22 protein-coding genes and 2 pseudogenes are annotated in these 26,739 nt (G+C 45.8%); 16 read left to right on the top strand and 8 right to left on the bottom strand.

All coding sequences use genetic code 11. The features are described 5' to 3' along the window. The first annotated feature begins 33 nt into the window (after nt 1-33). On the top strand, nt 34-684 hold the full coding sequence (locus tag ACBP55_RS27390; protein WP_464646099.1) for an SGNH/GDSL hydrolase family protein: 651 nt from the start codon (nt 34-36) through the stop codon (nt 682-684). A gap of 45 nt (nt 685-729) precedes the next feature. On the opposite strand, the gene ACBP55_RS27385 is transcribed toward ACBP55_RS27390, so the two are convergent. The 4 genes from ACBP55_RS27385 to ACBP55_RS27370 all read right to left on the bottom strand — a co-directional run bounded on the left by ACBP55_RS27385 (nt 730) and on the right by ACBP55_RS27370 (nt 4,609). Then, nucleotides 730-1,680, bottom strand: a complete 951-nt coding sequence (locus tag ACBP55_RS27385; protein WP_464646097.1) for a hypothetical protein — start codon at nt 1,678-1,680, stop codon at nt 730-732. Nucleotides 1,681-1,804: 124 nt separating this feature from the next. Further along, nucleotides 1,805-2,554 carry a YqhG family protein gene (locus ACBP55_RS27380; protein ID WP_464646095.1) on the bottom strand — a complete coding sequence of 250 codons (750 nt, stop codon included), beginning with the start codon at nt 2,552-2,554 and terminating at the stop codon, nt 1,805-1,807. After that, entirely contained in the window at nt 2,487-2,822 is a 336-nt protein-coding gene (locus ACBP55_RS27375) for a YqhG family protein (RefSeq protein ID WP_464646094.1), read from the bottom strand. The genes ACBP55_RS27380 and ACBP55_RS27375 overlap by 68 nt, the downstream gene beginning before the upstream one ends. Beyond that, on the bottom strand, nt 2,819-4,609 hold the full coding sequence (locus ACBP55_RS27370; protein WP_464646092.1) for a DEAD/DEAH box helicase: 1,791 nt from the start codon (nt 4,607-4,609) through the stop codon (nt 2,819-2,821). The genes ACBP55_RS27375 and ACBP55_RS27370 overlap by 4 nt, the downstream gene beginning before the upstream one ends. Nucleotides 4,610-5,317: 708 nt before the next feature. On the opposite strand from ACBP55_RS27370, the gene ACBP55_RS27365 reads away from it, so the two are divergent. Beyond that, nucleotides 5,318-6,157, top strand: a complete 840-nt coding sequence (locus ACBP55_RS27365) for a lipoate--protein ligase family protein (protein ID WP_464646090.1) — start codon at nt 5,318-5,320, stop codon at nt 6,155-6,157. 100 nt (nt 6,158-6,257) lie between these two features. Here the strand turns inward: ACBP55_RS27365 and dat are convergent, their stop codons facing one another. Continuing rightward, nucleotides 6,258-7,088 carry a D-amino-acid transaminase gene (dat, locus tag ACBP55_RS27360; RefSeq protein WP_464646088.1) on the bottom strand — a complete coding sequence of 277 codons (831 nt, stop codon included), beginning with the start codon at nt 7,086-7,088 and terminating at the stop codon, nt 6,258-6,260. Nucleotides 7,089-7,507: 419 nt separating this feature from the next. On the opposite strand from dat, the pseudogene ACBP55_RS27355 reads away from it, so the two are divergent. After that, nucleotides 7,508-10,139 (top strand): annotated as a pseudogene (locus tag ACBP55_RS27355) (adenosylcobalamin-dependent ribonucleoside-diphosphate reductase). 522 nt (nt 10,140-10,661) lie between these two features. On the opposite strand, the gene ACBP55_RS27350 reads toward ACBP55_RS27355, so the two are convergent. From ACBP55_RS27350 to ACBP55_RS27340, 3 genes are read right to left on the bottom strand one after another with little or no spacing between them, the layout of a single operon-like run. Then, complete coding sequence (locus ACBP55_RS27350; protein WP_464646086.1) at nt 10,662-10,964, bottom strand: MazG-like family protein; 303 nt, start codon at nt 10,962-10,964, stop codon at nt 10,662-10,664. A 19-nt stretch (nt 10,965-10,983) separates the two neighbouring features. Then, nucleotides 10,984-11,613: a LysE family translocator gene (locus ACBP55_RS27345; protein ID WP_464646084.1), complete on the bottom strand. Its 630-nt coding sequence runs from the start codon at nt 11,611-11,613 to the stop codon at nt 10,984-10,986. Between the two features lie 21 nt (nt 11,614-11,634). After that, nucleotides 11,635-12,789: a PucR family transcriptional regulator gene (locus ACBP55_RS27340; protein WP_464646083.1), complete on the bottom strand. Its 1,155-nt coding sequence runs from the start codon at nt 12,787-12,789 to the stop codon at nt 11,635-11,637. 394 nt (nt 12,790-13,183) lie between these two features. Here ACBP55_RS27340 and ACBP55_RS27335 point away from each other — a divergent pair. The 13 genes and pseudogenes from ACBP55_RS27335 to ACBP55_RS27275 all read left to right on the top strand — a co-directional run bounded on the left by ACBP55_RS27335 (nt 13,184) and on the right by ACBP55_RS27275 (nt 26,737). Continuing rightward, nucleotides 13,184-14,255, top strand: a pseudogene (locus ACBP55_RS27335) (DUF917 domain-containing protein). 13 nt (nt 14,256-14,268) lie between these two features. Then, on the top strand, nt 14,269-15,825 hold the full coding sequence (locus ACBP55_RS27330; RefSeq protein WP_464646082.1) for a hydantoinase/oxoprolinase N-terminal domain-containing protein: 1,557 nt from the start codon (nt 14,269-14,271) through the stop codon (nt 15,823-15,825). 33 nt (nt 15,826-15,858) lie between these two features. Next, nucleotides 15,859-17,439 (top strand): ABC transporter substrate-binding protein, encoded by a 1,581-nt coding sequence (locus ACBP55_RS27325; RefSeq protein WP_464646081.1) that lies wholly within the window; start codon nt 15,859-15,861, stop codon nt 17,437-17,439. Nucleotides 17,440-17,453: 14 nt separating this feature from the next. Then, a complete protein-coding gene (locus ACBP55_RS27320) occupies nt 17,454-18,479 on the top strand; it encodes an ABC transporter permease (RefSeq protein WP_464646079.1) in 1,026 nt (341 codons plus the stop codon). Nucleotides 18,480-18,491: 12 nt separating this feature from the next. Next, nucleotides 18,492-19,325, top strand: coding sequence for a nickel transporter permease (nikC, locus tag ACBP55_RS27315; RefSeq protein WP_464646077.1), 834 nt, complete (start codon nt 18,492-18,494; stop codon nt 19,323-19,325). A 34-nt stretch (nt 19,326-19,359) separates the two neighbouring features. Further along, nucleotides 19,360-20,319: an ABC transporter ATP-binding protein gene (locus tag ACBP55_RS27310; RefSeq protein ID WP_464653422.1), complete on the top strand. Its 960-nt coding sequence runs from the start codon at nt 19,360-19,362 to the stop codon at nt 20,317-20,319. Nucleotides 20,320-20,329: 10 nt separating this feature from the next. Then, on the top strand, nt 20,330-21,295 hold the full coding sequence (locus ACBP55_RS27305; protein WP_464646075.1) for an ABC transporter ATP-binding protein: 966 nt from the start codon (nt 20,330-20,332) through the stop codon (nt 21,293-21,295). A 196-nt stretch (nt 21,296-21,491) separates the two neighbouring features. Further along, nucleotides 21,492-23,048, top strand: coding sequence for a histidine ammonia-lyase (gene hutH / locus ACBP55_RS27300; RefSeq protein WP_464646073.1), 1,557 nt, complete (start codon nt 21,492-21,494; stop codon nt 23,046-23,048). A 227-nt stretch (nt 23,049-23,275) separates the two neighbouring features. Further along, a complete protein-coding gene (locus ACBP55_RS27295; RefSeq protein WP_464646071.1) occupies nt 23,276-23,479 on the top strand; it encodes a hypothetical protein in 204 nt (67 codons plus the stop codon). A gap of 110 nt (nt 23,480-23,589) precedes the next feature. Next, on the top strand, nt 23,590-25,065 hold the full coding sequence (locus ACBP55_RS27290; RefSeq protein WP_464646069.1) for an aminoacyl-histidine dipeptidase: 1,476 nt from the start codon (nt 23,590-23,592) through the stop codon (nt 25,063-25,065). A 235-nt stretch (nt 25,066-25,300) separates the two neighbouring features. Beyond that, entirely contained in the window at nt 25,301-25,477 is a 177-nt protein-coding gene (locus tag ACBP55_RS27285) for a hypothetical protein (protein WP_464646067.1), read from the top strand. 183 nt (nt 25,478-25,660) lie between these two features. Further along, a complete protein-coding gene (locus ACBP55_RS27280) occupies nt 25,661-26,152 on the top strand; it encodes an ATP-binding protein (protein ID WP_464646065.1) in 492 nt (163 codons plus the stop codon). 225 nt (nt 26,153-26,377) lie between these two features. Beyond that, a complete protein-coding gene (locus ACBP55_RS27275; protein WP_464646063.1) occupies nt 26,378-26,737 on the top strand; it encodes a Ger(x)C family spore germination C-terminal domain-containing protein in 360 nt (119 codons plus the stop codon). Nucleotides 26,738-26,739: the final 2 nt, after the last annotated feature.

Below are 26,739 nucleotides of genomic sequence, written 5' to 3'. Positions count from 1 at the left end.
ACAAACTACCATAAATTGGGGGGAGAAGTCACAATGAAATTTGAGAAAAACAATAAACTAGTCATGATTGGTGATTCGGTTACAGATTGCGAACGATCAAGACCGATTGGCGAAGGATTATTCGGAGCATTAGGCAAAGGCTATGTATCTATCGTGGACGGGTTGATCAATGCAACGTATCCAGAGCTTCAAATTAGGACCGTTAATGTGGGTACTAGCGGCAATACGGTGCTTGATCTCCAAGACAGATGGCAAACCGATGTCATCGATTTGAAGCCCGATTGGTTATCGATCATGATCGGTATTAATGACGTATGGAGGCATTTTGACGTACCGCATCAAAAGGAAAGGCATGTGGACATTGCGACTTATGAAAAGACGTTAAGAGAGCTAGTCAAACAGACACGTCCGCTTGTCAAAGGGCTTGTACTGATGACACCCTTTTACATAGAGCCGAATCCGCAAGATGCGATGCGTTCCAAAATGGATCAATACGGGGCAGTCGTGAAACAAATAGCCGAAGAAACGGGCTCCCTTTTCGTGGATACGCAAGCTGCATTCGAACCAGTTCTCCAGGCTTACTACCCAGCCTATATCGCTTGGGATCGTGTACATCCGAACAACGTAGGACATACCATTTTAGCTAAAGCTTTTCTAAAAGCTATTGATTTTAATTGGAAATAATACGGAAAGCCTTAGACATCTGAAAATAGCGGTCTAAGGCTTTTTTTACTTAAAAATATGTCCTAGCTTTAAAGCATTCTCCAGCAGCACATAACGTGGTCCAACATGATCTAAAATCAGATAGGAATCCCCAGCTGCCCATTGTTGATAACCAAGAATGGCGAGCGGCAGCGTGACTTGACCATCATAGAGCTTAGTGACATAAGTTAACTTTGCTTGCGGGCTTAAAGCTTTTTGAAGCTCACTCAGTGTGGTCACTGGAAGCGGTTTGCCTTGGACCCAGGGGAGTCGATCATAAGGATCAAAGGCGGGAAATAACGCCGTTTGAGCTTTGCTTGACAAATCGGTTGCGACTGGCCGATCCTCCTTTATCCTCGGGGTAGGGTCCTCTTTGAGCGGAAGCAGCTCCCCGGATTTGGCATCCAAATAGTACGTTTGATCTTGCAAACTTATTTTCCACACAGCGGTTAGCTGGTCCATGTAAAGTCGGTCTAAAATAATCGTTTCATTTTGAACAAAATCAGAGTAAGAAGTAGTAGTTGGAATGAGTTCCTGCTGTACCAAAGAACGATACAGCGTGGTCAAGCTGAATAGCGGATTGTTACCAGTTCCGTACTCGGTTAATCGGAAGGAGCCGTTGTCCGTGGCATGTACGATCATGTAGCCAACATCCTGTCCATGATCGGTGAGGATAACCACCCAACCATGTGTGCCTGGTCCGAGCGGATAACTGTTCCAAACTGCCGTCTGCCAGCGTTCAAACCCCGATTCTCGCGCGAGCGTTGTTCGCCAAGTGTTGATCGTAGCGGTCAAAGTAGATTCGCTCCGCAAATCTGGTAATGGCTTCGTCTCTGTATGACTAGCTATTGTTTCCCTTGCCGTCTGCGTATAGCTTGTCCGTTCTATGGAGTCGCCGGCAGAGGTTTGGAGCGGTATGAATAATAAACTGCCCAAACTAATGAAGCATGCCGCTGTCCATTTTGTCCATAGCTTCATCCTCGTTCACCTACCTATCGTTAACCTCTAGTGGTATGAACCTATTAACCTATTGTAATTCTTATGCCTTAAAAAGATTGTTAGAACCTGTAGTGTTATTTTTGCGATGTTTTAGCGACTGACGTCAGTTCCTGGGTGCTCGGCCGGCGTTCAAATGAAACAAACCGCAATTGATGACAGATACGACAATGCGAGGCTTGTGCTGCCAGTCAATTTCTTGCAGGCGGTTGCGGCATTGGGTTTCGATTTCGTCTCTTTTGTCAGGTTCTGCGCTCAGCAGGAGACCGTTGTAATAAGCTTCCACACGATCGATTTCGCTGCGGTGCTGCTCGTTAGCTTCGTCGGCCCAAGAATGATCATAGCTACTAACTTTACGCTCGAGCATCATTTCAAGGGCATTAATAGCTTTCGGCAGTGAAATCGTGTCAGGTAAAATGTGACTATTCGCAGGAAACTTCGGAGAGAGACTCTTGGTAAGCATATGTTTATGAAAATGTTCGCGAATTTCACCGCTATTCAGTTGTATGGCGAGAGAGTGAATCTCGCTTCGTTTGCGGTCGCAAACAAGCTCTACCTTGTAATTCACGCAGAACCAGGTGTCATAGACAAGCGCAGCGTGATAGGTAGCACTCATCGGGAAGGGTTCCTCAAACAAATGAACGAACCGTCCGCGTTCACGGACAATCGTAAACATTTGTTCCAAACGCCTGCTGCCGAAGGTCACTTCGTCCTGCGGAAGCCGCTGGGAGATGACAGTCGTAGGTACGAAGCCGAAATAGCGGCCGAGAATGCTGTCTGAATTTCCGTCAGGCGGTCTGGGGAGCTTGGTTCTGGCCCTGACCTTGGCCTTGGCCTTGGCTAGGCGTCCCCACATAAGGTGGGCTTTTGACAGCAGTTGCAGCGGTTTTCGCTTTCGTCTCCAGCTTCATCTGTTCAGGATCGAAGATGAATTTATAGGTCATCGTTTCGGCTGCAGCCCCTGTACGTTCTACGAAGCTCCAATAATAAGGGCGACCTGTCATCTCTCTATCTGCTTCAGGAGAAAGCTTTGCAGTAACGTAAGTTGGTGATTTCTCTAGAATCGTACAGTTATAAGCTTCAAGAAAACGCATGACGAACGTGTGAATGTTGCGTTTATTCATGGCCTTACCTCGATGGTTTGCGTCCCGCCAACAGCATCAAGAATGCCTTGGAAGGCTGCCCCGTATACCGGATTTTGTTCAATTTCCGATTTGACCTCGATAAACGAGTGACCTAGCTCATCGATCTTTCTTCGTATATCCTCGCTGGAGCCTGCCTCCATGACCATGCGGAACAACGATGTTTCGAGTGAGCCTTTTTTCTCGATTTTCTCGAGGATGGTGTCAAGTTGACCGATAACCAGCTCAAACATATTGATTTTCTCGTGAAGCAATGAAAGAATATGCTCTTCAATCGTGTTTCGAGTGGAAAGGTTATAGATGTTGACATCATGCGTTTGCCCGAGCCGATGTACACGGCCAATTCGCTGTTCAACCCGCATGGGGTTCCAAGGCAGATCGAAATTAATCATGTTGTGGCAAAACTGTAGATTAATCCCCTCACCGCCAGCTTCTGTTGCGACTAAGACTTGGACGCGATTGCGGAATAAATCCATCATCCAATCTTTTTTACCGCGATTCATACCGCCTCGATAAGGGACAGCTGTTATTTTATGTTCTTTCAAATAGTTGAGAAGATACTCCTGGGAAGCGCGGTATTCGGTGAAAATGATGACTTTATCATTAATTTCTTGGACGAGCTTCATTGTGGTCTCAGCTTTGGTGTTCGATTTGATACTGCGAATTAGCTCAACAAGCTCCCATATTTTGGCGCGTTGCGGCGAGTCCTCAGCTGTTTTCTTGAACAAATTAACGAGTGTAATGAACACAGCGTCCCGGGAACTGCAGACTTCGCGCTGCAGCGTGATAAGCGAGAGCATACTGGTGAGATCACCGGCGCTCTCTTGGTACCTGGTTCGAACGAAATTCGTTACCCCATCGTAGAGTGCCTGTTCATCATTTGAGAGCGTGAGTGGAATGTTCCTAACAATCCGTTTTGTATAATGAACACCGCCGTCGCCGCGACGATTGCGAATCATCACCTTGGAGAGCTCCTGCTGAAGTTGGCCCTCGTTTTTAGGTATCCTTTTACCAACTACATAATTGGTTTTGAAGCTGCTATGAATCCCCAGTTGACCTGGCTTGAGCAGGGTGATGAGATTGAAAAGCTCTTTCAAGTCATTCTGCACCGGCGTGGCGGTGAGCAGCAGGCAATACTTTTTACGCAGCTCGTTCACGAAGGTGTAGTTGGTCGTTTTCTTATTTTTGAGCTTATGAGCCTCGTCAACGATCAGCATGTCATATTCAAGACCCATGACAATTTCGCGATGTGGATCACGTTTGGCGGTGTCCATGGAGGCCACAATGACATCGCTTTGCTTCCACATATAGGCTTTTTTATGAGCAACAGCTGGAATGCCGAATTTGCTATTCAACTCCCGAACCCATTGCAGCACAAGTGAAGCGGGTACGAGGATAAGCGTTTTGCGGACCAAGCCGCGGATCATGTATTCTTTTAAAATCAAACCAGCCTCAATCGTTTTCCCAAGCCCAACTTCATCGGCCAAAATAGCCCGGCCACGCATCTCATTAAGCACACGTTTCGCCGTATCAATCTGATGCGCCATAGGTTCAAGCTGCCCTAGATGAACGAGGCTCTGCATCTCGTCAAACGTCGAAATAAGCCCCGATTCTTCCGATTCGTAGGCTAGCTGGTACAGCGTCCAGTCGTCCCATGGACCACCTCCGCGCACACGATTATCCAGCTCAGTAAACCAGTCCCTCTCAAAGTGCATGTCAAGCTGATTATGAATGGGGCGAATGTTCTCTTGCTGTTCATGTTGACGCATCGATGTGCCCTCCTTAAAGTTTTGCGTTGCAAAACTGACTTCGTAAGCATGAGCTGAGTTCGTAAAAAATGATTTTGCAGGCATGAGCTGAGCTTTCGTGAGAAAATTGAGAATGAAACAATACTGGGTTTCAAAGGCGGGTAATGGCTCCAAGCTCACCAGTTTTCCGTCGATTACGTGTTAGTATGTCCAGAAGAGGCGCTTTCATAACTTTTCCATGGAAGTTGTCGTGAACGGTGTCGAAGATAAAGTCCACCAAGTGGCGCGGAACCTGAATTCATGTAAAAAGTGCATCAAATTCAGCCTGCAGCAGCGTATTTGAAAGAATTGTTGCAAAAAGTGCAGCTAATCTGGCAGTTACGGCTCGTTTCGCGTTGTATCTCGGATATTTGCTGCACTAAATGCATGTAAATGACTTATAAATGAATATGGATGATAATTAGCTGCACATTTTGCAGCTTCATGTTAGTAGAAGTCTCTGACACTATCGGCTATGGCTCATGAAGTAACCACATAACCGACTAAATGTAGCTCCCGTGTGGAGATTTGATTACTTGGAGTAGCTAGCTCTTGCATTTGGGATTATGTTCTGGATTTCATTAGCAGGCAGCGGCTCACCACCGACTCTAACATCGTAAGTATGTACGATTTTATGATATGATATAGGTTGACTTCGGATAGCAAAGTGGGAAAGGGTGACAGAAAGAGATGACGGCATGGCGATTCATACATACAGGAGATCGTTCTCCTGCTGAAAATATGGCATTAGATGAAGCAATACTAACGGCACACAGCGAAGGCATCGTTCCTCCAACGGTGCGATTCTACGGATGGAATCCGGCAACGCTGTCGATTGGCTATTTCCAAAAGGCAACGGAAGTCGATCAGGAAGCGGTAGCAAATGAGGGAATTGGCTTCGTAAGGCGCCCAACCGGGGGGAGAGCTGTTCTACACGATAAGGAGCTGACGTATAGCATTATCGTTGCCGAGGACTATCCGGGCATTCCTCGCAATGTGACGGAAGCCTATCGCGTGCTGAGCGAGGGGCTTTTGCAAGGATTTCGGGCGCTGGGACTGGGCGCAGAAATGGTGCAGCTTGCGAGTGATGAGGAGAAGGAAAAGTACGCATCCGCTGGATCAGCGGCCTGCTTCGATTCCCCCTCCTGGTATGAGCTGGTTGTTGAGGGACGCAAAGTCGCCGGCAGTGCGCAGGTTCGGCAAAAGAATGTCGTTTTGCAGCACGGCTCCATCCTGCTCGACATGGATACCGATCAGCTATTTCGAATGCTGCGTTTCTCGAACGAGAAGGTAGCGGATCGGATGAAGACGAGCTTTTTGAAGAAAGCTGTAGCGATTAATGAGCTGCTTCGGGCGCAAGGAAAAGAGGCGGTAACGCTCAGTCAGGTGGAGGAAGCCTTTCGTCGTGAGATCGCGCTGGGGCTAGGCGTGGAGCTTGTTGATGAATCTTTGACACCTTATGAAATTGAGCTTTCTGAGCGACTTGTGCGTGAGAAATATGGCACGGATGAGTGGAATTTGCGTCGTTAAGCGAAAGTGAGCGCCAAAAGCCAAAAAGCACGGACCTTTTTAAGAAAGGATCGTGCTTTTTATGTTTTGGTATTTTGGGACAACCTATATTTATTAATCATTACTCCGCTAAAGTACGCTCAAACTCATTCTGCAGCTTGCGAGTAATCGGACCTGGCGTACCGGTTCCAATTGCTAAGTCATCAATCTGTAAGATTGGTGTAATTTCCACGGTAGTTCCTGTGATAAAAGCTTCATCCGCCAGCAGAAGCTGCTGCGTCGTAAAGGGTTCTTCTTTGACCGTGATATTTTGTGAGTGAGCTAATCTCAAAACGATAGCACGAGTAATTCCATGAAGGATCAAATGGTTAGCTGGGTGCGTGTAAAGTACGCCATCCTTGATCATCATCAAATTAGAGGCGCTGCATTCGGTGACAGTACCGCTGCGATGCAGCACGACTTCTTGCACTCCATGATCAAGAGCTGCTTGTTTGGCCATGACATTGGGGAGAAGATTGAGCGTTTTGAGATCACATCTCAGCCAGCGGATATCTTCTAATGTGATTGCGTTAATGCCATTATGTATCGTATCGATGGGTCTGCGTACCTCGGTGCAGTAGGCCAGCAGAACGGGCTCAGCTTGAGCGGGGAATGGGTGTGCCCGGGGAGCTTCGCCTCTGGTAATTTGCATATAAAGAGTACCTTCATTGAGACCATTCTTTTCAATAAGCTCCGTGAGAATATGACCCATTTTTTCAATAGTAAAAGGTAGTTCTATCCGCACTTCACTTGCGGTTCTTTGGAGTCTCTGCATGTGAGCAGCTTGCTCGTAAATTTTCCCATTATATACTCGGAATACTTCATATACCCCATCTCCAAAATAGTACCCACGATCATCTGGTGAAAGAAGAATGTCCTTCTTGTTGACGAATTCATTTTTAAAGAAATACATATCCATCATCTCCTTAATCGTTTTCTTATGAAAGTAATAATGAAAGCTTATCCAAAACTTTTTCGAAAAAATCGAACAAATGTTCTAAAAAGAAATGAAATGTGTTATCCTAATTAAAGGTTATCAGAGGAACTAACGATCGTCAAACGAACTGCACGACCTAACACATCTAGCTGAGTTGGATGATCGAATATGGAATTGTTAGCCGCGAAAAAGAGAGAATTAGTAAGTAAAGATTAGCTAATATGATTAAGGGTTGTCTTAATAACGAAATTTGGTTATTTAGCTATTAGAAGATCAATATATAGTGAGGTATAATGAATTTCGCACACCACATATTGTAATTTTACATAAACTTCATAAAGTAACTTTAATTTTAGTTGTAGCTGAGTATGTAGCTTATTGGGAGGGAATTATGGATGGGGATTGTACAGTCTAATAAGAAGTTGGATGGATTAAGCGAGAAAATATTTTTGGATCGTTATGCACTTAAAAATGCGGATACGAGTTTCGCCAAAGTCGGTGATACCGTTCTCGTTTTGACGAAGGATGACCCCAAATTCCCGGCTAAAGAAGTTGGCGAAATTGTGAGTCGTGATGGCGATACCGTTAAAGTAAAAACACGAAGCGGTGAGACTGTTGAATCCGCAGTTGAAAAGCTCACTTTAAATATTGAGAAGACACCGGAAGAAATGTGGGACCGCTTAGCAGGTGCAATGGCATCCGTAGAGGCTACTCCTGAGAAACGTAAAGAATGGACAGATAAATTCAGATATATTCTTGATGATTGGAAGCTTGTACCAGGCGGACGTATTGCTGCGGGTGCCGATGCAAGTGATGAACTGACCCTATTTAACTGCTATGTGATCCCGTCTCCACACGATAGCCGAGGCGGAATTATGAGCACACTCTCGGAAATGACGGAAATTATGTCTCGCGGCGGTGGAGTCGGTATCAATCTGTCTTCGCTTCGTCCACGCCGATCTGTTGTGAAAGGTGTTAATGGATCATCCAGCGGAGCTGTTTCTTGGGGAGGTCTGTTTAGCTATACAACAGGCTTAATTGAACAAGGTGGCAGCCGCCGTGGAGCTCTTATGCTCATGATTAACGACTGGCACCCTGATCTTGAAGATTTCATCACTGTGAAGTCAACGATGGGTCAAATTACGAATGCCAATTTATCTGTTTGTGTAAGCAATGGATTTATGAAAGCCGTTAAGGAAGATCTCGAGTGGGAGCTTGTTTTCCCGGATACAACAGATCCTGAATACAATGATAAATGGGATGGCAACTTAGATGCTTGGAAAAAACTAGGCAAAGCCGTCAAGCCTTATCGTACCGTACGGGCACGTGATGTTTGGCATTCAATCATTGAGTCTGCATGGAAATCAGCTGAGCCGGGTGTTGTCTTCCTGGAATACTACAACCAAATGTCCAACAGCTGGTATTTCAATCCGATTATTTGTACGAATCCATGCGGGGAGCAGGGGCTTCCGGCTTGGGGGGTTTGTAACTTATCTGCTATTAATCTATCTAAGTTCTATGACGCAGAGAATCATGATGTTGATTGGGCAGATTTAGCCAAAGTGGTTCGTTATTCGACTCGCTTTCTCGATAATGTTATCGATAAGACACCATATCATTTCGAAGAAAACCGTACGAATCAGCAAGGCGAGCGCCGCGTAGGTTTAGGTACTATGGGTCTTGCTGAACTGATGATTAAATTGGAAATTCGATATGGAAGTCCGGAATCTCTTGTGTTTTTGGACAAAATCTATGGCTTTATGGCTAGAGAAGCTTATCTGGCATCGGCTGAAATTGCCGGTGAAAAAGGGTCCTTCAAAGAGTTTATTGAAGATAAGTTCCTTGAGAGCGGCTTTATGAAAAATATGACGAAGGTATTCCCTGAAGTTGGCGAAGCGATTAAGCAAAATGGCATGCGCAATGTAACAGTAATTACTCAAGCACCTACTGGAAGTACGGGGACGATGGTCGGTACTTCGACGGGCATTGAGCCATACTTTGCTTTTGAATATTTCCGTCAAAGCCGTCTTGGCTTTGATAAACAATATGTGCCGATCGCACAGGAGTGGAAAGATGCGAATCCGGGTCAAGAGCTGCCGGACTACTTCGTAACCTCCATGACATTGACTGCGGAAGATCACATCCGTGCGCAAGCGGCGATTCAAACATGGGTAGACAGTCTCGATCTCCAAAACAGCGAATTGTCCTTCAGACTTCACCGTGGAAGAAACGAAACGCTTGTATGAATTGGCTTTCGATCTAGGTTGTAAGGGTGTAACCATCTACCGTGATGGCAGCCGTGATGTGCAAGTATTGAGTACAAGCGCGGAGAAAAAGGAAGAGAAGAAAGCAGAAGCAGCTCCAGTGGCTGTTGCCGCGGAAGCTGTGAAAGAAGAAGAGAGCTTTACTAATCTATCGGGCAAACTATCCGTAAATGTCGATGCGAAAACGGAGCAAGTATTCGATAAACAATACAAGCGCCGTCCGCAAATTCTACGGGGTGCAACCTATAAAGTGAATACACCGTTCGGGATGGCGTATATCACGATTAATGATATGAACGGAACGCCGAGTGAAATCTTCCTCAACGTAGGGAAAGCTGGGTCCGACGTGTTCGCGATGTCCGAAGCACTCGGCCGCGTGTGCTCCTTGTTCCTGCGTTATGGCGATCACGGCGATAAAGTGAAGCTGCTCGTGAAGCACTTGAAAGGCATTGGCGGTTCTGGCGCCATTGGCTTCGGCAACAACCGCGTCGAGTCCATCGCGGATGCGGTTGCCAAAGCGCTCGAGCAGCACGACGAAGTGATGAACGAGCAAGACGACGCGCGGAACTATGTGACCGCGACGAGTGAAGTGCTGGATGCTCCAGCGCCAGCACCTGTAGTGGAAGTGGGGCACACGGGTCATAGCGGCAGCGCGGCTAGCGCTGCGCCGAAGGACCTGTGCCCGTCGTGTGGATCCGCTTCGCTGGTGAACAGCGAAGGGTGTAAGAATTGCATCAACTGCGGGTACAGCAGGTGTTCATAAGATTGAGCCAGGGCGGGAGCCCTGGTTTTTTTTTTGTGTGTGTGTGTGTGGCGTCATAATTATTGAGAAAAATTTCAGAATTAATGATTCTAGATTTTCATAAATGATGAGAAATGTATAATTATGCAAAAATATGCATAGTGGAAGCTGTTTACTGATGTAGTCAATGATGTATCCTCCTTTGCTTACGTTGTATAAGCATGTATGTTGTTGCTATCGGTGGCTAATGCAAAATAGGGATCTATCTCACGATAGATCCCTATTTTGCATTAGCATAAAGTTTTCAACGGAACTCTTTGTGAATACTTCAAATTGAGTATATATAATTTTTCGAGAAACTGGAAATATCGAGCTTAAAGTGAGTGCGCGTGATAAGGTATATTTGTCCTGATGTACTCCTTGTACTAGATCTTGCATGATACAGTATCTAGTCTGGAAATTTTTTTTCGAATTCTATCATAGCAATAAATCGCAAAAAGCCTGATCCCGACTTAACATCAAGTCAGGTCAGGCTTTTTGTCTTCATTTCCATGTTCTAGTTTTGTTTATTTCTGTCTTCTCCAAGAAGGATCCTTCGAGGTTAATATTCAATTTATTAGCAAGATCACATATATTCCAAACGATATCATACATTTCTAGTCCAAGATGTTTTTTAATTTCGTCAATGTTTTCATGATCTGGATGGTAAGAAATATGCAGCAGTTCCCTAACCATCTCGCCAACCTCAGTAACAAGAAAAAGTGCTCTTTGCTCGATTGTTGATTTATCAAATCCCTTGGCGATACTGAACTCATTTATTTGCTTTTGCAGCTCTGATATTTGCATCTAATATCGTTCCTTTTTATTATTTATTATGTTGAAAAGCTACCTTAAGGCCAAGCGCAATATAGATCGAACCGATAATCTTGCCACTCCATCGACTGATCCAAGCGATACGCTTAACTACACGTCCGAGTACACGTACACCTAATGCGATCATTGTGGTGTAGATGATGCTGAGAAGTACAAAGATCAATCCAAGAATTAAGAACTGAACAAAGGTCGCGCCTCGATCTGCGTGTACGAACTGCGGTAAAAATGCCAAAAAGAAAAGGGCTGTTTTTGGGTTGAGCATTTCTACAAATATAGCTAGTTTGTATGACTTTAATAGTGAAACTTGAGAAATATTCGGTAACTGAGGATCTGTTGGTTTTTCCATAATCGCACGAATACCCAAATACAATAAGTAAGCTGCTCCCGCAAACTTGACGATATTGAATGCAAGAGCGGAAGTCATAAGAATGGCCGAAAGCCCCGCCGATGCAAACAGCGTATGAATGAAATCTCCTGTTGCTATTCCAAGTCCAGCCATTATACCTGCTTTACGTCCGCCCTGAATGGAACGCGTAGCTGTAAGAAGCACGGCAGGACCAGGTATCAAAAACAAACCGAAAACGACTACCACGAACGTAACTAAGCTAGATATCTCAAACATGTGTATCCCTCCTTCTGTCTTCTATTCCTTATTTTCAGCGTTCCTTAACTTATAAATCTTTATCGCAATCGAGATGTCTTCCAGGAAATCATCGCTTGAGCACTTGGTTGCAATTAATTCTTCTACCTTAGCTACTCGGTATCTAATGGTGTTTTCATGGAGAAAAAAGTCTTTTGCCGTTTTTCGATAGTCTCTGCCATTTTTGATAAAGCACATGATGGTTTCTAAAAGGTTAGATTGATTGATTTTATTATCATATTCTATTATCGGTCCAAGGATATCGTTATAAAATTGCTCCAGTTCTTTATGTCCGTTAAATAACATCAATAATCGGATCAACCCTAAGTTGTCATAGTAGATAATATTTGAGAGTTTTATAGACTTAGAATTGACGGCGATCATAGCTTGGCTTACTGCATCCCCGCATTCGAGAAGGTTATTTTTGCTGCTGACCCCAATCACACATTCGGTATAATAACCGGTGATCATTTCAATAACATAATCAATTTTCTCTTGAATCGATTGATTCGTTGATTCCTTATAGCTGAGTAGAATTAGGAGTCCACTTTTGTATTCTAGTGCGGTCATGTACATATTACGATTGATTTTGCTTAAAATGGCTGAATTTAATTTTGTGGATTTATCCAAAAGTGTGCAAAATATAACCGTGATATGACTTTGAAAATGTGGATTTATTTCAGTAAGAATCTTAGACTTTTGCAAATCGTCAACTTGTCCGCTGACAAGGGCAGCAATTTTATTTTCGATTAATGTATTTTGCTGATCGATAATAATCAATTCCATGGTACCGGAGATCATATCGGCATAGGGAACATTTTTGTTGACCATAATTACGGGGAAATGATTGTTATCGCAATAATTCCGTATCTCTTCAGGTAATTCGCTGATATATTCGTTAATTAAGCATAAACCGCTTACATTAATTTTCAGTGACATTTCAATAAATTCGTACATATCATCTATGCTATTTCTGGCAAAGTAAAAACTGGATATACAGAACATGCCATCTTTATAAACGAAATCATCCGTCTCGTAATAAGGATTGTCTGAAATAGAGACACATTTGATCACATTGTCCAAGGCGTTAGCCCCAGCAACAATCTGAGCTTCATGAAAGGGAGATAGATTTAGAATATCTTTTACAGTAACAGCCATCAATTATCTCCTTTGTACTTATAAATTTTCATTACAGTCAATACCTTACCCTTTATGAAAGCTATTGTACATGACATGTTTCGTTGCGTCCAGAGAATGATTTTTCAAAAATGATAGCATCGTTCTAGTTTAATTAGATGATATTGTTGTGGAAATAACAAATAATTGGACGAAAATATCGTGAATTCTATAAAGCTATATGAAAAAAAAGACGCTAGAATTTATATTGCAATCATGAATTTACGAGACCAGGAGGGAAAACAAGTCTGAACAGAAACCTTGTATGGTGTTGAATTTTTGGCAAAGGTAAACAGGGAAATTTGGAAGCGTATCCATAATGAGGGGATTTGAACTCTAGCAACCTGTGAAACAGACGAAACAGGAGGGATTGGCTGTGCGAATTATTGACACGCACAATTTAGATAATATTGCTATGGGGGCGGCCGTGCTCGGTACGGGCGGCGGCGGGGATCCCTATGTAGGAAAACTGATGGCTATAGCTGCGATAAAAAAATATGGCCCCGTAACACTGCTTTCGCCTGACGAAATCGGCGATGAGGATTGGGTGGTAGCGGCTTCGATGATGGGGGACTCCCTCGGTCCTGATTGAAAAAATCCCGAGCGGTGCGGAGGTAATAGGAGCGCTTGAAGCGATCCGCGCTTACAGTCAAAAGGAAATCAAAGCGATTGTTCCGAATGAAGTTGGGGGAGTTAATTCTATCGTACCGTTGGTGCTTGGTGCCATGAGTGGGCTGCCGGTGGTGGACATCGATGGTATGGGCCGAGCGTTCCCAGAGGTGCAGATGGTATCGTTCCATCTGGCAGGACTGCATTCCGCTCCGATGTCAGTGGCGGATGAAAAAGGAAATACGTTGATTGTAAACGGTGCAGAAAGCATTTGGAACGAACGGATCGGGCGGGCTGCTCTAATCGCAATGGGCGGTTCGGTGATGATCTGTGACTATCTGATGCAGGGGCGCGATCTGAAAGCGACGGGTATTCACCATACACTTACCTTGGCGGAAAAGATCGGGGAGACTGTACATGGCCTGCGTCGCCGGAATGAGAATCCAATTTCTGCTTTGGTAGATGTGCTCGGAGGCAAGCTATTGTTTGAAGGAAAGATCAGAAACTTGCTGCGCAGGAACACAGGTGGTTTTACCCGAGGAGAAGTTTATTTCGACGGTATTAATAATGATCTGGGTAAACAGGCGTTGATCGGCTTCCAGAACGAATTCTTGTTGGCGACCGTGGATGGTCAGGTGGCAGCAATGACGCCGGATCTGATCACTGTTCTAGATTTGGAAACCGGATTTCCAATCACCACGGAGGCGCTCCGTTACGGAAATCGAGTAGCCATCATCGCCATGCCATGCGATCCGAAATGGCGAACGGAAATAGGCATTCAAACCGCGGGGCCGCGATATTTCGGCTACGACATCGACTACACCCCGCTGACGGTGTGAGGAGGGCTACACAATGACATATCGGATTGGTATTGATGTCGGCGGAACGCATACAGACGCCGTCATCTTGAATCATCAGCAGGAACTGGTAGCAAAAGTAAAAACAGCTACCACAGAAGATATCGGAACAGGCATAGGCAAAGCGATTTCCTCATGTCTGGAACGTAGTGGCATCGATCCTTCACAGGTAACTCATGCGATGCTAGGCACTACGCATTGCACAAACGCCATTGTTGAGCGCAACGGCCTTTCCAAGATCGGTGTGATTCGCATCGGAGCGCCGGCTACACTGGCAATTCCTCCCTTTACCGGTTGGCCGAATGAGCTGTTGGAAGCCGTATATGTCGGCAGTTTGATCGTAAGTGGCGGTCACGAGTTCGACGGACAGCGGATTGCTGCCCTCGACGAAATGGCGATCCGGCAGACAGGTCGCGAATGGAAGGGCAAGGTAGCTGCTATTGCGATAACATCGGTTAACTCTCCTGTAGATACAGTGGATGAGAAGCGTGCAATGGACATTCTGCGTGAGGAGTTGGGCGACGATGTTCATTTCTCCCTCTCCTATGAGATCGGCAGCATTGGGCTTTTGGAGCGGGAAAATGCAACCGTTCTCAACGCTTCACTGGTCGAAGCAGCCCAAAAAATGGTGGATGGCTTCGAAAGGTCCTTGGCGGAAAACGGAATTTCAGCTGCGCAAGTTTTCCTGAGCCAGAATGACGGCACGCTGATGCGTTCATCCTACGCGCTTCGTTTCCCGGTGCTGACCATCGCGTCCGGTCCGACCAATAGCATTCGCGGTGCAGCTTTTCTCTCTAATGAGCAAAATGCGCTGGTTATTGACGTCGGCGGCACAACGACTGATATTGGCGTGCTGGTGCAGGGCTTTCCACGTGAATCATCAATGGTTGCCGAAATCGGCGGCGTACGTACCAATTTCCGCATGCCAGACCTGCTCTCATTTGGATTGGGCGGGGGCACACACATCCGCAACCTGGGTAAAGAGGTTCAGGTAGGACCGGACAGCGTCGGCTATATGCTGCCGCAAAAAGGCTTGATTTTTGGCGGAGACGTTCTGACTGCAACTGACATTGCCGTGGCCTACGGCCAGACGGAGCTTGGTGATCCGGCCAAAGTGGCCCATTTGCAGAGCGAGAACGTGGGAACTGCTTATCGTCATATGATTGAACTGGTGGAAGAAGCGATCGATAAGATGAAGACGTCAGCCGATCCTGTCCCGGCCATCTTGGTGGGAGGCGGCAGTATCATTTTACCGGACGAGTTGGTTGGCGTATCGGAAGTGATTCGCCCCGCGAACTTTGATGTGGCCAATGCCATCGGCGTTACGATTGCCCAAGTAAGCGGACAGATTGAAAAAATTTATTCGATGGCTGATTGGAAGCGCGAGGATACGCTAAATGACGCCAAGTTGCTGGCGACGTGCGAAGCGGTAGCAGCTGGAGCCAGGTTGGAGTCGGTGGAAATCGTGGATATGGAGGAAGTGCCGCTTGCCTATCTGCCTGGTAATGCGGTTCGTGTTCGGGTAAAGGCTGTCGGAAGCCTCTCCATATAGAAAAAACCATGAAGAGAAAAGGGGAATACTCAGATGAAAAAGCTACTGAGAACCGTCTTAATAATTGGTTTAGTATCGTCGCTGGCAGCTTGCAGCAGCCAGAAACCCCCAGAAGCAGCGCAATCTGACAGCGTCGGACCCAAAGGCGGCATCGCGACATATGGGTACCATCTCGACACCATGAGCTTCTGGGACCCCAGCGATAGCTACGGTGATGAAATTATCGCCATGAACAACATGTATGAGACACTCCTTCGCTATAATTCAAAAACCATGTCATTCGACAAGGTACTGGCGGAGAACTATTCCGTTTCCAAAGATGGCTTGACCTGGACATTCAATTTGCGCAAAGGGGTTGAATTCCACACAGGAGCCGCTATGACTGCAGAAAGCGTGAAGAAATCGATTGAGCGGACCATCGAGCGTGGCAAGGGTGCGTCTTTCATCTGGGATTCCGTTGACACAATCAATGTTGTGGATCAAAATACCGTGGAATTTAAACTGAAATATTCCGCTCCATTAGACTCGGTGGTTTCCTCCGGGTACGCAGCCTTTATTTTTGATGCGGACGCTTTGGATAAAAATGGCGATCAATGGGTCAACGAAGGGCATGAAGTCGGTACCGGTCCCTATATGGTTCAAAAATGGACCAAGGGGAGCGAGCTGATTTTGACCGACTATCCAGAGTATTGGAAGGGCTGGAAAGCGAACAACTTCCAGAAGGTCGTCTTTAAAACCACACCTGAAGCCAACACCCGTCGACAAATGATTGAAGCGGGGCAAATGGACTTCACCGATCAGATGCCCATCGAAATGGTTGAAGCGATGAAGTCGAACTCGAATATTGCCGTCGACCAAACGAGCAGCTTCCAGCAGTTGATCATGCAGCTTAACACGCAAAAAGCGCCGCTCAACAACCCGAAGGTACGCCAAGCGCTTGCTTATTCGATTCCGTACGATGCCATTATCAAAGACATTCTGATGGGATCAGGCGAACAATCTCGCGGCAACATTCCAAAGGGTTTGTGGGGCTACGATGAGTCTTTGAAACAGTACAAATATGATCCGGAAAAAGCGAAGGAGCTGCTGAAGGAAGCTGGCGTCACAGGCGGTAAATTGACCTTGACCTATCAGACTGGCGATGAGTTTGAACGTCGTATTGCAGAACTGTTGAAAGTGGAACTGAGCAAATACGGGTTTACTCTCGAGTTGAAGAACATGCTGTGGGAAGCGCAGTGGGACCTCGCGAAAGCGCAAGATCCAGCGAAGCGCCAAGACATGCTGCTGATGACTTGGTGGCCTGATTACGCCGACCCGTACAGCTTCATGCAAAACTTGTATGCATCAGAAAAATCGATTGTTTATAACCTGGGTTACTACAACAATCCTGAATACGACAAGCTGGTAGAGGAAGCGAAGAAAGTAGCGGGGCTAGACCGAAGCAAAGCGATTGGGCTTTACAAAAAGGCACAGGAAATCTTGATTGATCAGGTGCCTGGCTTGCCCATTTACGACATGAAGTATGTGCGCGTACGTTCTGCCAAATTCAAAGGCTATGTCGATAACCCTGCTTATCCGAACATTGTTTTCTTCTACGATACCTATCGAGAATAAAGGTGTGATCGCTAATGCTTAGATTCATTACTCGACGCCTCCTGCTGGGACTTTTGGTCCTGGTAGGGGTGTCCCTGATAACGTTTTTTATCGCTCGCGTCATTCCAGCAGATCCAGCTGCCCGCTGGGTGGGGGCGCATGCTACAGCAGAACAGATCGCGGCGGCAAAAATCGAGTTGGGCTTAGATCAACCTATTTATGTGCAGTACGTGACTTACATGAAAGGTCTGGTTACTGGGGATTGGGGCAAATCTATTCGCACACATCAGCCGATCCTGGGTGAGCTGTTAACGTTTCTTCCCTCCAGTTTGGAGCTGATTTTCGCCGGAATGCTGATTGCGATTATTGTAGGCATTCCACTAGGGATTATATCTGCGGTCAAAAAGGAATCGTGGATTGACCATGTAAGCCGCGGATTTAGTATCGGTGGCGTATCCATTCCGACATTTTGGTTTGCCTTGATTTTGCAATTTGTTTTCTTCAAAACTCTAGGCTGGCTTCCGCTTGGAGAGCGTGTGAGCACCGATGTGGCTCTACTCTATCCGATTGATGAGCGGACAGGCTCCTATCTGCTGGATTCTTTGCTCCAAGGGAATTGGGAATTTTTCATTGATGCAATGCTGCACTTGATTTTGCCATCGTTAGCGATGGCTGCTTACCCGATCGGGCTCGTTACCCGAATGATTCGTTCTTCCATGGTTGAGGTACTAGGAGAGGAATATATGCGCGTTTTGCAGGCTTACGGGGTATCGCGCCCTAAACGCTTTTTTCTATATGCTTTAAAAAATGCGTTGTCCCCAACCGTCACGTCATTGGGCTTAACCTTCGCTTATGCGCTGACAAGCACCTTTCTGATCGAAGCGGTGTTCAGTTGGCCAGGGCTTGGCATGTACGCATCTCAGGCCATTCTCTCTTCTGATTATCCGGCGGTTATGGGCATCACACTATTGGTGACCATTTCGTATATTGTGGTTAATCTGATTGTTGACATCGTGCTGGTTCTGCTCGATCCACGGATCAAGCTGGGCGAGACTGCATAAGGAGGGATCTAAATGGTAACGTTTCTCAAAACGAACAAGTTGGCGCTGATAGGCGTCGTGATCATTGCGATCCTGCTGGCTGTCGCGCTCGTGGGTCCGCTGCTCGTCCCTTTTCCACAGGATATCAATAAGGAAGTGCATCTGGACCAAAAGCTGCTTGCACCATCGGGTGAACACTTCTTTGGAACGGACGAGATGGGACGAGATATTTTTTCACGTGTCACGTACGGCACACGAATATCATTTGAAATTGGTCTTTTGGCCATATCGCTGTCTATCCTGATCGGTGTACCTTTAGGATTGCTTGCTGGTTATTTCGGCCGTTGGGTCGATGAAATCATCATGCGAATCTGCGATATTTTCCTAAGCTTCCCGTCACTCTTGTTAGCGATCGCGATTGTGGCGGTGCTGGGGCCATCCATATCTAACATGATGATTGCCATCGCGCTGTCATGGTGGCCGTGGTATACGCGGTTGATTCGCAGCCAAGCCATTTCTGTGAAAGAACGCGGCTTTGTGGAAGCGGCCAAATCGATGGGGGTTTCCCCAGTGCGCATCATCTTGCGCCACGTGCTGCCAAACAGCTTGTCGCCGATCATTGTACAAGCATCGATGGACTTTGGCGCCATCATTTTGACGGCGGCTTCCCTCAGCTTTTTGGGGTTGGGTGCGCAGGCGCCGCTGCCGGAGTGGGGGCTAATGATCAGCACAGGACGCAACTTTTTTCTGACAAGCTGGTGGTATGTTACATTCCCAGGTTTGTTCATCCTTGTGATCGTAATGGCATTTAACTTTTTGGGTGACGGTTTGCGGGATTATCTCGATCCGAAAACCAGAGATCAGTGAAGAAAGGGGTGGCGACATAAATACTTTGCTTAACATGGAAGAAGTCCAGGTGCGCATCAAGACGCACACCCAGGAGATCACGGTTCTGGATTTGGAGCATCTAACGCTTCACGAAGGCGAGATGCTTGCCCTTGTTGGTGAGACCGGCTCAGGCAAATCGATGACGGCCTCATCGATCATGCAGCTTTTCCCGACGCAGAAGGCATACATTGGGAGCGGGCGCATCACCTTTCAGGGAAAAGATCTGCTGAAATGCTCGCAGAAGGAGCTGGATCAGATTCGCGGCGGGGAAATCACGATGATTTTTCAAGACCCGATGAGCTCGCTTAATCCGGTTTTCCGCATCGGTGTGCCCATTATTGAGGTCATTCGAACACATACTGGTGTATCGGTCAAGGAGGCACGCGAACGTGCGATTCAAGCCCTGAAATTCGTCGGTCTGCCTGACCCTGGCCGGTTAATGAATCGGTACCCGCACGAATTGAGCGGCGGGCAGCGGCAGCGTGTGATGATTGCGATGGCGATGGTGTGTGAGCCAAAGCTGTTGATCGCTGATGAACCTACCACTGCGCTCGACGTGACCATTCAATCGCAAATTCTTTATCTGATTGATAAAATGAAACAAGAAAAAGGGACAGCCGTGCTGTTTATCACGCATAATCTAGGAGTCGTTGCCAAGGTGGCAGACCGGATCGCCGTCATGTACGCAGGCCGTATCGTGGAAACAGGGCGAACGCAAGATGTGTTCCGTTCGCCAAGCCATCCGTATACGCGGATGCTCCTGGATGCCATTCCGCGCATCAGTGAAGAACGTGATCGTCTGCCGGTTATCGAAGGACGGAGGTTAAGCTCAGCGGAGCTGCAAGGAGGCTGTTGTTTTGCAAACCGCTGTCCGAGAGTCAGCGCTCTTTGCCGCCAGACGGTGCCTCCTCTTTCAATTCTAGGAGAAGCGCATGAAGCGGCTTGTTACGAACCGCTGGAAGAAATGAGGTGAATGAATCGGTATGACGACACCAATATTGGAAGTGGAGCAACTTAGCAAGTTTTTTACTGTTCGCTCCGGTTGGTTTGGCGATAAGCAAATGGTGCATGCCGTTGATGATGTTAGCTTTTCGCTTCAACCAGGTGAGTGCTTCGGGCTGGTTGGTGAATCTGGCTGTGGTAAAAGTACATTATCCCGTACATTGTTGCAGTTGTATCGTCCTTCTGCCGGGACAGTGCGTTTCGATGGGCGAGATTTGTTCACGCTCAGCAAGCGGGAAGCACGCGAAAACAGCAAGCATATTCAAATGGTGTTCCAAGACCCGTTCTGGTCGATCAATCCGAAAATGAAAATCGGGGCGATCGTGGAGGAACCGCTCTTGACACATACGAGCATGTCCAAGGCGGAGCGGGAGGCCAAAGTCCGTGAGCTGCTCGAACAGGTGGGATTGCCAGGTGATTTCGCCAAGCGGTTTCCGCACCAACTGAGTGGCGGACAACGTCAGCGTGTCGGCATTGCGCGTGCAATTGCATTGGACCCAAAGATGGTGATCTTAGATGAGCCAACCTCGGCGCTGGACATGTCTGTGCAGGCACAAATTCTCAATCTGCTGAAGGATCTGCAGGAACGCAAAAATCTGACTTATATGCTCGTATCACATGATTTAAGTGTTATTAAACATATGTGCAACCGGATGGCCGTGATGTATCTGGGTCAAATTGTAGAGATGGGGCCGACGGCAGAGATTTTCAAAAAACCGCTCCATCCCTATACGCAGCTTCTGTTACGTTCGTTGCCAAGCATTGACGAAAATGAGTTCGCTCTCGCATTCTTCGAGGGCGAGATGCCCAAGGCGGTGAATCCTCCAGCAGGCTGTCGCTTTGCCACGCGTTGTCCGCATCGCATAGACACCTGTCAAATTACGCCGCAGGAGCTTCGCGAAGTGACGCCGGGACATTGGATCTACTGCCAGCTTGTCAGTAGCTAACAAGCTGAGAGGGAATAATGCCTGCTCGATACTAATTAGAAATGTTGTTGACTACGCTCCATCATTAGTGCATCCTTTTTTGTTTTTTTGGAAAAGAAACCAGTTTGTGGCAAGGATTATAATGATGGAAACTTCGGCCTTTAGCGTATAGTCATTAGAAGCCGCTACCTATACTACTAGTAAAGCGGGTGCGGATATGTTAATAACAACAGAACAGATGAAAGATCAAAACGTGGTGTTAGTGGGCGGAGGGGCATTAACCATCGAGCAGGTCGATCAGGTAGCACGCTTCAACGCCAAGGTTGAGTTGCATGAAGAGAGCATTCGCAAAATGGCGAAAAGCAGAGCCTATGTGGAAAAATTGTTGAGTGAGAAAAAAGTGGTCTACGGTTTGACAACCGGCTTCGGAAAATTTAGCGATACCTATATTTCCGGCGAAGATGCCAAAACCCTTCAGTTGAATCTCATTCGAAGTCACGCCTGTGGGATCGGCACGCCGTTCTCGATCGAAATTGTAAGAGCGATTATGCTACTGCGCATCAATGCACTCGCGCTCGGCTACTCCGGTATTCGTCCGGAGGTCGTCCAATTGATGGTTGGTATGCTGAATCAAGGGGTGACGCCAATCATACCTGAAAAAGGTTCGCTCGGCGCAAGTGGCGATCTGGCTCCGCTTTCTCATTTGGCGCTCGTGCTTGTCGGTGAAGGAGAAGCTTACTATCTTGGCAATCGGTTGCCAGGTGGCCAGGCCATGAATCTTGCCGGGCTTGTTCCAGTAACCCTGGAGGCGAAAGAGGGATTAGCCCTTATTAACGGGACACAGGTGATGACGGCTATAGGCACTTTGGCCTGCCGGGATGCCATGAATCTGGCGAACTGGGCCGATTGTACAGTTGCATTGACTTGTGAAGCGCTGTTCGGTGTCAGGGATGCATTTGATCCTTTAACCCATATCATTCGTCCGCATAAAGGGCAAAGTCAATCTGCAGCAAATATAAAACGGTTAACCTCCGGAAGCAAGTTAATGACCAATCAGGGGGAAAGAAGGGTACAGGATGCGTATTCCTTGCGCTGTGCGCCGCAGGTTCACGGGGCAAGCCGCGATGCGCTGACTTATATTGCCGAAAAGCTTGAAATTGAAATCAATTCGGCTACGGATAATCCACTAATTTTTGTGGATGAGGAGCGAGTGATTTCGGGCGGAAATTTTCATGGGCAGCCAATTGCCCTGCCGATGGACCATTTGTCCATTAGTGCATCAGAGTTGGCCAATATTTCTGAACGTCGGATAGAAAGACTAGTCAATCCTCACTTAAATGAGAACCTTCCGCCTTTCTTAACGAAAAATGGAGGTCTTCAATCCGGTTTTATGATCGCTCAATACGCAGCCGCGGCAGTCGTTTCCGAGAACAAGTCGTTGGCCCATCCGGCAAGCGTGGATTCCATTCCGTCTTCTGGCAATCAGGAGGATCATGTGAGCATGGGAACTATTGGAGCAAGGAAAGCGAAACAAATCGTGGAGAACGCTTACGCCGTTCTCGCCATTGAGCTGTTATGCGGGGCTCAAGCGGCTGATTTCCGCGATCCGCAGTTGCTTGGGCACGGGACCAAATGGCTCTATAACCAATGTCGTAAGCTTGTCCCGGCCGTAGATGCGGATCGTGTGCTCTCTCATGATTTTCAAAAGATAGCGGATTGGATGAGACAGACCGATGTAGCTTTGAACATGGCGGATGTAGTAAAGATCCAATAACTTGGTGTCTTCAAACTTGCAAAGGATCGTTTTCTGCTTCTCCAATGGCAGGAAACGGTCCGTTTTAAATATGGAAGGTATTGTGATATTGACAGACGCTGTACTCTTGTCATCGGGTGTATGTAAAGCCCTTCATGCAGGAGAGCTTTAGTGGAGGATGGGTCACAAGGAGCATAGGGAAGGTAACAGACTTTAATCTCATGACAGCAGCGGGATGCCGGGGAGAATTGGAAGCTATTCATATAAAAAGTGGAGCGTTTCATGAAGTAGCGGATCATGCTGATCATATTGAATTTATGCGAGTAGCGGAAGCTTATTATTGTATTCGGGGACGTATAGGCTTGAAAGTAAATGATGGAGAGCCTCTATGTATAGAAAAAAGATTTAATCCTTTTACCCCAAAGAACCTCTTGCCAGAATGTAAATATTAAGATTTACAATCATCATGACAATAGTATGGCAGATGTTATTCGAGTAATTACGATGAATGGAGTGGACGAAGCTGGGTTATTGAAGACATTCCCTTAGGGAGGAACGAATCTTGCGAATAGAAACGACTGAAATCTATCAGGGAAACAGTAAAGTTATTCGATTCTTTGAGCAAATATCAGCAATACCGAGAGAGTCAGGCAAAGAGAAGGCTATTAGTGACTTCATCGTTAATTTTGCACATAAGCGTGAATGCACGGTCAAACAGGATTCATCGTATAACCTTATCATTCGAAAAGCAGCATCTAAAGGTTACGAGAAGGCTCCAACGGTTATGATTCAAGGACATCTTGATATGGTATGTGAGAAAAACAGATCGACAGACCATGATTTTTCAAAGGACCCGATTCGACTTCGACAAGATGGAGATAACATTTATGCTGTGGCCACCACATTAGGTGCGGATAATGGACTAGCCATAGCATATGCCATGGCCTTGCTTGATTCTGAGAATCTCGAGCATCCGGAATTGGAGATTGTCTTCACGACGGAAGAAGAAACATCCATGATGGGAGCACTAAACTTGGATGCAAATGGATTAAAGGGTCGTATGATGATCAATCTTGATTCGGATCGAGAAGGTATTCTATATGCTAGTTGTGCAGGAGGGGCATCAAGTTCACTAACCTTGCCTATCCACTGGGAGGATATACTGACCGAACGGACTCTCTATAAGATTAAGTTGTCAGGCTTTAAGGGTGGGCATTCTGGCGATGATATCATCTACGAACGAGGTAATGCCAATAAAATTCTGGGCAGAATTTTGGATGACTTAAGAAGTAGTATCAAGTATGACATCGTCACTTTAAACGGGGGAACGAAGCCCAATGCCATTCCTAGAGAATCTGAGACGATCTTACTCATCGAAGAGCGTGACATTGCTGACATTCGTACGCTCATCGCGAATTGGAATCAGCTTCTTAGAGAGGAATACATGGAAATTGACCCCAGTATTAGGGTAGAAGGCATAGCGGGTGAATATTGCACCATTCCACACAAATGCTTTTCAACATCTACGAAGAATAAGGTGATTGACGCTTTGTTACTCCTGCCGAATGGCATTCTTAGTATGCATCCATCCCTAGAGAAGCTTGTTAGAAGTTCAATTAATCTGGGGATTGTGACTACGATGGAATCCGAAGTGCAAATTGAATGTCTTGTGAGGAGTTCAGTACGAACACTGCGGGATCATACGTTAAATCAAGTAAAGGTTCTAGCTGAGTACCTAGGCTGCGGCTTCCATTTAGATTCGTATTTTCCAGAGTGGCCTTATCGTCATGAATCCAAGATTAGGGACATATTCCAGCAAGTATACGTTGCAAAGTATGGCAAACAAATGGAGATTAAAGCAGTTCATGCAGGATTAGAATGCGGCTATTTTATGGAGAAAATGCCTTATTTAGATACCGTTTCATACGGTCCAGATATATTCAACATGCATACGCCGAACGAGCATTTCTCCATCTCATCGGTAGAGCGTACGTGGGACTTTCTCATCGACGTGCTTCGCGCAATTAAGGATAGTTGAAAGAAGCTAAACCAAGTCAAATAATACCTGATCATCTTCTAAAGGTAGTAGAAGTAGATGTGGTGAGGAGAGCTCACGAATGAATCTCTAGTATATGCATGGGTTTGCGCCAGTCGTGTCGTCGAACTGTACAGCTAATGAATGAAAGAATGGATGGATCATGTGTGGAAAACACTTCTATTAGCTTAGAAGACGTGCCTAGTTATGATCAGCAAAACGAAGGGATTTGATGAGGATGGAAACCAATCTGCAGCAGACTGTGTGGGAAGCGGTGAAGGATCCTGAATCAAGTATTCGCCCAAGATATAAAGCTGTGATAGAATTTTGGTATGAAATTCCTGCTTGTGTCGTTGGTCCTCCAGATTCTGCGATGGCCATATTAATCACTCCTTTCAAAACTAGTATCTATTAATCAAATTGTAATTTTTTTCAACTTTGTAGTTAATTATATAGAAGATATCGTTTTCATGCATAGGTGACTTTATCATAATTCCAGTTCCTAATTATTAGATAATGTCATAGGTTTCTTACTGTTTAGTTTTTCAATTGTTTGGTAATAATAATAAAATAACTTGTATGTACGGGAGTGAGAAGAATGATTAATAAACTTAAATCGGAATTTGAGAATTTTTATAATGCATCCTCAAATTTTATGTTTGTTGATGGTTATTCTGGAATTGGTAAGTCACTCTTTGCAAAACAGATTTGTGAAGATATTAATAGAATAAATGGTGATATTTCGGCAGTACTAACTAACGTGTCTAGTAGAGGTAGTGGGAAAGAGTTTATTACTTCATTAATACGAAGGATGGATGAGAATCTGCTACGTAATTCTACATTATTTGAATTGAAATCTCATCTTTTAACATTATTATCTCAACATAAGCTTCTAGTGATCGATGGATCACAAAATCTATTAATATCAAATAGATCGCTGGTAAATCATTTTATACTATTGTCTTGGATTGTAGAACAGACCAATATTAAAGTTCTATACTTAGGTGCTATACCGTTACAATTATATTTGGAATCTCTCTATATAGTAGATATTAATAGAAGAAGCGTTCATTATAGTTTGATTGCTTAATCAACAGTAGATTCAGAAAAAAGGAACACGAGCCCAGTATGGGCTATCGTGTTCCTTTTTTGTTTTAGGATAGGGATACAATGAGGCGACCGTAACCCAAACCGGACTCATATCGATTATGCATTATGATGAATAATTATTCAAAACGATATTTGCGGATAGTCTCAAAAATTATGACAATTACGGCATCTTTGAGATGTGGCTAACGAATGATTCTCACTAATTATGAAAAAGTACCTTGATATATCAAGGTTTTTAATATCTGAATTCTCAATAAATATGACGCCACACAACAACATGAGTAACGAGTTCATCCGGAAAGCGAAGGAGGCGTGGAAAGCGCAGCTTACGGAAACTGTTGAGTCCACGCTGGCGAACGCTCAAAAAAAGCTGCAAATCGATGCGTTCGGTTTCGCTGATCTATTCCGGAAGCACTATCCGCGGAAATGGGCAAAGAAAAAGCAGGAGTGGGCTGAAATATTCAGGGGACTGCCGGTAGACGTCAGCATTCGGACCGAAATTACGCGAGTCGGCAAATCGAATTTGCCTCAAGGAATGCCCGCCGATAAAATCCGCAAGAAATGAGG

Source organism: Paenibacillus sp. WG02, from assembly GCF_055396115.1.
The sequence above is the reverse complement of the archived record's forward strand: the minus strand, read 5'-3'. Positions and strand labels throughout refer to the sequence as shown.

Excerpts from the sequence above, each read along its gene's own strand:
- dat (WP_464646088.1), bottom strand. The coding sequence starts at position 7,088 with ATGTATTTCTTTAAAAATGAATTCGTCAACAAGAAGGACATTCTTCTT.
- ACBP55_RS27370 (WP_464646092.1), bottom strand. The coding sequence starts at position 4,609 with ATGCGTCAACATGAACAGCAAGAGAACATTCGCCCCATTCATAATCAG.
- nikC (WP_464646077.1), top strand. The coding sequence starts at position 18,492 with ATGGTAACGTTTCTCAAAACGAACAAGTTGGCGCTGATAGGCGTCGTG.
- ACBP55_RS27385 (WP_464646097.1), bottom strand. The coding sequence starts at position 1,680 with ATGAAGCTATGGACAAAATGGACAGCGGCATGCTTCATTAGTTTGGGC.
- ACBP55_RS27350 (WP_464646086.1), bottom strand. The coding sequence starts at position 10,964 with ATGCAAATATCAGAGCTGCAAAAGCAAATAAATGAGTTCAGTATCGCC.
- ACBP55_RS27275 (WP_464646063.1), top strand. The coding sequence starts at position 26,378 with ATGAAAAAGTACCTTGATATATCAAGGTTTTTAATATCTGAATTCTCA.
- ACBP55_RS27305 (WP_464646075.1), top strand. The coding sequence starts at position 20,330 with ATGACGACACCAATATTGGAAGTGGAGCAACTTAGCAAGTTTTTTACT.
- ACBP55_RS27280 (WP_464646065.1), top strand. The coding sequence starts at position 25,661 with ATGATTAATAAACTTAAATCGGAATTTGAGAATTTTTATAATGCATCC.
- ACBP55_RS27375 (WP_464646094.1), bottom strand. The coding sequence starts at position 2,822 with ATGAATAAACGCAACATTCACACGTTCGTCATGCGTTTTCTTGAAGCT.
- ACBP55_RS27365 (WP_464646090.1), top strand. The coding sequence starts at position 5,318 with ATGACGGCATGGCGATTCATACATACAGGAGATCGTTCTCCTGCTGAA.
- ACBP55_RS27320 (WP_464646079.1), top strand. The coding sequence starts at position 17,454 with ATGCTTAGATTCATTACTCGACGCCTCCTGCTGGGACTTTTGGTCCTG.
- ACBP55_RS27380 (WP_464646095.1), bottom strand. The coding sequence starts at position 2,554 with ATGTGGGGACGCCTAGCCAAGGCCAAGGCCAAGGTCAGGGCCAGAACC.
- ACBP55_RS27330 (WP_464646082.1), top strand. The coding sequence starts at position 14,269 with ATGACATATCGGATTGGTATTGATGTCGGCGGAACGCATACAGACGCC.
- ACBP55_RS27310 (WP_464653422.1), top strand. The coding sequence starts at position 19,360 with ATGGAAGAAGTCCAGGTGCGCATCAAGACGCACACCCAGGAGATCACG.
- hutH (WP_464646073.1), top strand. The coding sequence starts at position 21,492 with ATGTTAATAACAACAGAACAGATGAAAGATCAAAACGTGGTGTTAGTG.
- ACBP55_RS27345 (WP_464646084.1), bottom strand. The coding sequence starts at position 11,613 with ATGTTTGAGATATCTAGCTTAGTTACGTTCGTGGTAGTCGTTTTCGGT.
- ACBP55_RS27325 (WP_464646081.1), top strand. The coding sequence starts at position 15,859 with ATGAAAAAGCTACTGAGAACCGTCTTAATAATTGGTTTAGTATCGTCG.
- ACBP55_RS27340 (WP_464646083.1), bottom strand. The coding sequence starts at position 12,789 with ATGGCTGTTACTGTAAAAGATATTCTAAATCTATCTCCCTTTCATGAA.
- ACBP55_RS27285 (WP_464646067.1), top strand. The coding sequence starts at position 25,301 with ATGGAAACCAATCTGCAGCAGACTGTGTGGGAAGCGGTGAAGGATCCT.
- ACBP55_RS27390 (WP_464646099.1), top strand. The coding sequence starts at position 34 with ATGAAATTTGAGAAAAACAATAAACTAGTCATGATTGGTGATTCGGTT.